Source organism: Trebonia sp. (assembly GCF_030042015.1).
Taxonomy (GTDB): Bacteria; Actinomycetota; Actinomycetes; order Streptosporangiales; family Streptosporangiaceae; genus Trebonia.
The window spans coordinates 1-5071 of record NZ_JASIAL010000462.1 but is presented as its reverse complement, the minus strand read 5'-3'; the positions used below and the strand labels follow the sequence as shown (position 1 = coordinate 5071).

The following is a 5071-nucleotide window of genomic DNA, read 5'->3' as shown; positions in this document are numbered from 1 at the left end:
GCGGCGCCGGCCGCGGGCGGCGGTTCAGCCGCCTGGCGCGGCTGAACGGAGACGTCCGCGCTCGCGGCCCGGTTGCGCGCCGGCGCCGACGACGCGTCCGCGGCGAGCAGCTTCGCGTACAGCCGCTGCAGCTCGGCGCCCGGCTCGACGCCGAGCTCACCGGATATCACCTGCCGGGCCTGGATGAAGGTTTCCAGCGCCTCCGCATGCCGTCCGGCCTCGTCGAGCGCGCGCATCAGCAGATACCACAGGCCCTCGCGCAGCGGGTTCTCCGCCACCAGCCTGCGCAGTTCCGGTACCACCTGGGCGGGCCTGCCGCAGTCCAGGTCCGCCCTGATGCGGAGTTCGGCGGCGGCGAGCTGAAGCTCACCCGTCCGTTCGGATTCATTGATGATTTGCGGGGACGGCGGGACGTCGGCGAGCAGCGGCCCCCGCCACAGCGCGAGCGCCTCGGCAAGCACAGCGGCGGCGGTTTCTGGGTCCGCGGCCACCAGCGCGTCCCTGCCCGCCGCGACTCGCGCCTCGAACTCTTGCAAGTCCAGGTCGCCAGGGCCGATGCGGAGCAGGTAGCCAGGAGCGCGGTAAACGAGCACCCGGCCTTCGGTGTCGCCGATCATGCGCCGGAGCCTGTGCACGTAGATGCTGACCAGGTTGTTGGCCTTCGCGGGCGGGCTGTCACCCCACAGCTCGAAGATCAGGGTCTCTGTCGAGACCAGCTGCCCCGGCCGCAGCAGCAGGCAGGCAAGCAGCGACCGCCACTTGGCGGCACTGATAGCAGCCCAGCCCTCGTCCGACCAGACCTCCAGCGGACCCAGGATGCGGAACCGCATCAGATGAGCCCGTCCGGATTCACGTTCTCCCCCGCTTTCTGGGTGACGGCAGTGTCAGGCAAGGCTGCAGCGCCCGCCGATTGTCTGGTGCCGCGGGTCGATCTCCGGGCCGTTGTACGACCCACTTAATCACGACTAAAGCATGCCGTAAATCTGACGACCGATGATGTCACCCAGGTGGAGCGAGACATCGCTGACCGTATCGGGCGAGGGGGCGGACCGGGTGAGCGCGGCGCGAAACGAGTGGCCTGCCGGGCGAACGGCGAGTCCGGCTTAACCGCCACGCAAGCGAGGGCTGCCACGCTCGTCGCAGCAGCCACAGAGCACGGGGGCCGGACCGGGGTCCCGTATCGCGACGGACGACAGCAGGGGCGCCGCCCGGCACGACACGGGACTCCGCCGGGGGTTTGCGAGCAGACGGCCGGGACCGCGGGCAATCGGTCCAGGCACGTCGCACACACCCGTCCCGCCGAACCGGGGAATGGCGGGGCGGGCCCGCGGCCCTGGTCCAGGGTGTGGGCCACTCCTGGGCCAGGCCGCCCCCGCAACTCAGCTGTGGCCGTCGAAGAGGCTCGTCACCGAGCCGTCGCTGAAGACCTCGTTGATCGCCCGCGCGAGCAGCGGCGCGATGGACAGCACCGTCAGCTTGTCGAACCTCTTCTCCTGAGGCACCGGCAGCGTGTTGGTGATGACCACCTCGCTGATCCGGGAGTTCTTCAGGATATCGACAGCGGGCCCGGACAGCACGCCGTGGGTGGCTGCGACGATGACCCGCTCGGCGCCCTGGTCGAAGAGCGCGTCCGCCGCCTTGGCGATGGTCCCGCCGGTGTCGATCATGTCGTCTACCAGGATGCACGTCCGGCCGGCCACCGCGCCGACCACCTCGTTGACCTTGACCTGGTTCACGACGTCGGGGTCACGCCGCTTGTGGATGATCGCCAGCGGCGCGCCCATCCGGTCGGTCCACCGCTCGCAGACCCGGACCCGGCCTGCGTCCGGCGCCACAACGGTCACGTTCCTGACGTCCAGCCTGGTCTCCAGGTAGCCGGCCAGGATCGGCAGCGCGAACAGGTGGTCGACAGGGCCGTCGAAGAAGCCCTGGATCTGGGCGGTGTGGAGGTCGACGGCCATCAGCCGGTCGGCGCCGGCGGTCGCGAAGAGGTCGGCGACCAGCCGCGCCGAGATCGGCTCCCGGCCGCGGCTCTTCTTGTCCTGTCGCGCGTAACCGAAGAACGGCATGACCACGGTGATCCGCTTCGCCGAGGCGCGCTTGAGCGCGTCGACCATGATCAGCTGTTCCATGATCCACTGGTTGATCGGCGCGGTGTGGCTCTGCAGCACGAACGCGTCACAGCCGCGAACAGACTCAAGGAACCGGACCATGATCTCGCCGTTGGCGAAGTCGTACAGCCTGGCCGGCGCCGGCTCGATATCCAGGCAGTCGGCGACCTCGGCGACAAGCTCGGGGTAGGCCCGCCCGCCGAACAGCATCATCTTCTTCTGGCTGGGCGCCGTCATCCCGCTCACCTGGGTTAATCTCCTTCGCGCGGTCTTACTCAGCGGGGGTTTCCGGGGGGTCGTCCCCCCGGGTCGGCAGCGCCGCACGTGCGCGGCTCGCCGCCTGCGCGGAACGCGTGCCTTCCCTGTTGCGTTCCACCCATCCCTCGGAGTTGTGCTGCCGCCCCCGCGCGATGCCGAGTGCGCCCGATGGCACGTCCGCTGTGATCGCCGAGCCGGCCGCGGTATAGGCGCCGTCGCCTACTGTGAGCGGCGCCACCAGGACGGTGTCGCTGCCGATGAAAACGTCATGGCCGACCGTGGTGCGGTGCTTGGCCACGCCGTCGTAGTTGGCGAAGATCGTCCCCGCGCCGATGTTGGACCGCTCGCCGATGTGCGCGTCCCCGACGTAGGTGAGGTGAGGCACCTTTGCCCCCGCCCCGATCACCGAGTTCTTGACTTCCACATAGGTCCCGACGTGCGCGTTCTGCTCTACCCTCGACCCCGGCCTGAGATAGGCGAACGGCCCGACGGTGGCGCCTGCGCCGATTTCCGCCCGACGGCACACGGCGTGCAGCACGATGGCGTCCGCGCCGACGGCGGTGTCCTCGAGCAGGCAGCCGGGGCCCACCCGGGCGCCGCTGGCGATGGCAGTCTGCCCCTGGAGCTGGGTCTGCGGGCCGACCTCCGCGTCCGGCTCGATCGTGACGGTGACATCGACCCAGGTGCTGGCGGGATCGGCGATCGTGACGCCGGCCCTCATCCAGTGCTCGAGGATCCTGTCGTTGAGCGCGCGCCGTGCGGCAGCCAGCTGGACCCGGTCGTTGATCCCCTGGACCTCTGCCGCGTCGGCCGCGAGCACCGTCCCGATCTGATGACCGTCGCGGCGGACGATCTCGAGCACGTCGGTGAGGTACTCCTGGTTCTGGTTGTTGTCTGTTGTCACGCGCTTGATCGCGTCCGCGAGCAGCGCGCCGTCAAACGCATAGCAGCCGGAGTTGTATTCGCCGATCGCCCGTTCGGCGGGCGTGACGTCGCTGTCCTCGACGATGCGGACGAACCCGCCGCCCGCGTCCCGCACGATCCGGCCGTAACCTGCCGCGTCGCCGCGGGCGGTCAGCACCGTGGCCGCGTTCCCCGCTTCGCTGTGGCAGGCCGCCAGCCGGCGCAGTGTCTCGGCGCGCAGGAGCGGCATGTCGCCGTAGGTCACGAGGACGGTGCCGCGGAAGACGCCCAGGGCCTCGGTGATCATGCGCACGGCATGGCCAGTCCCCAGCTGCTCCTCCTGGACGACCACTCGCGCCTGCGGCACCTGCTCGCCGACCTCGGTGCTCACCTCATCTCGGCCGTGGCCGACGACGACCACGAGTTCGTCGGGATCAAGCTCACGGGCCGCCGCGAGCACGTGCCCGAGCATGGTGCGCCCGCACAGCGAATGCAGCACCTTAGGGCTCCGTGACTTCATGCGCGTGCCCTCGCCCGCGGCGAGGACCATGACTGCGGCCGGGCGACTTCCGCTCACGAGCAACTGTCTCCTCGGGTATCGCGCCGAACATTTCCAGGGCAATCATTCACGGGAACCCTACTGAGCGGAGCGACGGCAAATCTGTTTACCCGCTCCTCATCCGCAGGATACCGTCCCGTAGCCATAACGTGCAGTTGTGCGGCACAGCCGGGGCAGCTCCGGCCGCTCCGGGGCGGGCGTCCTAGCCGACCGCCCGGCCCGGCTTGTCGGCGGGTTCCGACGTGTCCGCGACGATATCAGGGACGACCAGCTCGCTGGGTTCGATACCCCCGCCCTCGGCGGCCACGGCGGCCAGCTCCGACCCCAGCGACTCGCGCGCGGCAAGCGCCGGCTTGCGCCGGGCCGTTAGCAGCGAGGCCACGGCGCCGACCACGCACGCGGCGATCGCGAACCCGAAGGCCACGCCGATCCCGTCGTGGAACGGGCCGGTGATCAGGTGCGGGAAGAACTGCCGTCCGATCACGTATGCGGCGTGCGCGGGCGACAGCTGGCTGAGGATGTGGCCGAGCAGCTGCTGCATCGGGTTGTAGCCGAGGAAGGCGGCGAACAGCACGCCGATCGGGGGCAGGTGCGACAGCGGCGCGGCCGCACTGGCCGGGACGCCATAGGAGGTGAGCCCGCCGAACAAGGCCGTCGGCAGCTTGCTCGACAGGCCGGCGACCATCAGCGAGAAGAAGATGCCGATGGAGAGCACGGAAGCGGAGTTCATGAACGTGGCGATCATCCCGCCCGCGGCACCGCGCTGATTGGCGGGCACGGAGTTCATCATCTCGGCGCGGTTCGGCGATACGAACAGGCCGGTTCCGAAGCCGTTGACCAGGACGAGCACCGCGAACAGCCAGTAGCTGAAGTTCACGGGCAGGAAGGCAAGCGCCAGGAAGCTCGCCGCGGTCAGCAGCGCTCCGCCCACCGTGAACGCCTTGGCGCCGAACTTGTCGGACAGCACGCCGGACAGCGGCGCCGACAGCAGGAAGCCGATCGTCAGCGGCACCAGGTAGATGCCCGCCCACAGCGGAGTCTGGCTGTAGCTGTAGCCGTGCAGCGGCAGCCAGATGCCCTGCAGCCAGATGATCAGCATGAACTGCATGCCGCCGCGGCTCATCGCCATCGCGAGGCTGGCGATGTTCCCCGCGGCGAACGGACGGATCCGGAACAGCGAGATCCGGAACAGCGGCTCGGCCACCCGAGTCTCGACGTACACGAAGATCGCCAGCAGCGC

Annotated in this window: 4 protein-coding genes; all 4 read right to left on the bottom strand. The window is 69.6% G+C overall.

The annotated features are described in order from the left end of the window. Positions 1 to 830 (bottom strand): AfsR/SARP family transcriptional regulator (locus Q1N79_RS24720; RefSeq protein ID WP_300612927.1); only part of this gene is annotated, 830 nt, incomplete at its 3' end. 549 nt (positions 831 to 1379) lie between these two features. Then, positions 1380 to 2357 carry a ribose-phosphate diphosphokinase gene (locus Q1N79_RS24715; RefSeq protein ID WP_300612925.1) on the bottom strand — a complete coding sequence of 326 codons (978 nt, stop codon included), beginning with the start codon at positions 2355 to 2357 and terminating at the stop codon, positions 1380 to 1382. 25 nt (positions 2358 to 2382) lie between these two features. After that, positions 2383 to 3849, bottom strand: a complete 1467-nt coding sequence (gene glmU / locus Q1N79_RS24710; RefSeq protein ID WP_300612923.1) for a bifunctional UDP-N-acetylglucosamine diphosphorylase/glucosamine-1-phosphate N-acetyltransferase GlmU — start codon at positions 3847 to 3849, stop codon at positions 2383 to 2385. Between the two features lie 184 nt (positions 3850 to 4033). Then, positions 4034 to 5071: MFS transporter (locus tag Q1N79_RS24705; protein ID WP_300612921.1), on the bottom strand; the 1038-nt coding region annotated here is incomplete at its 5' end.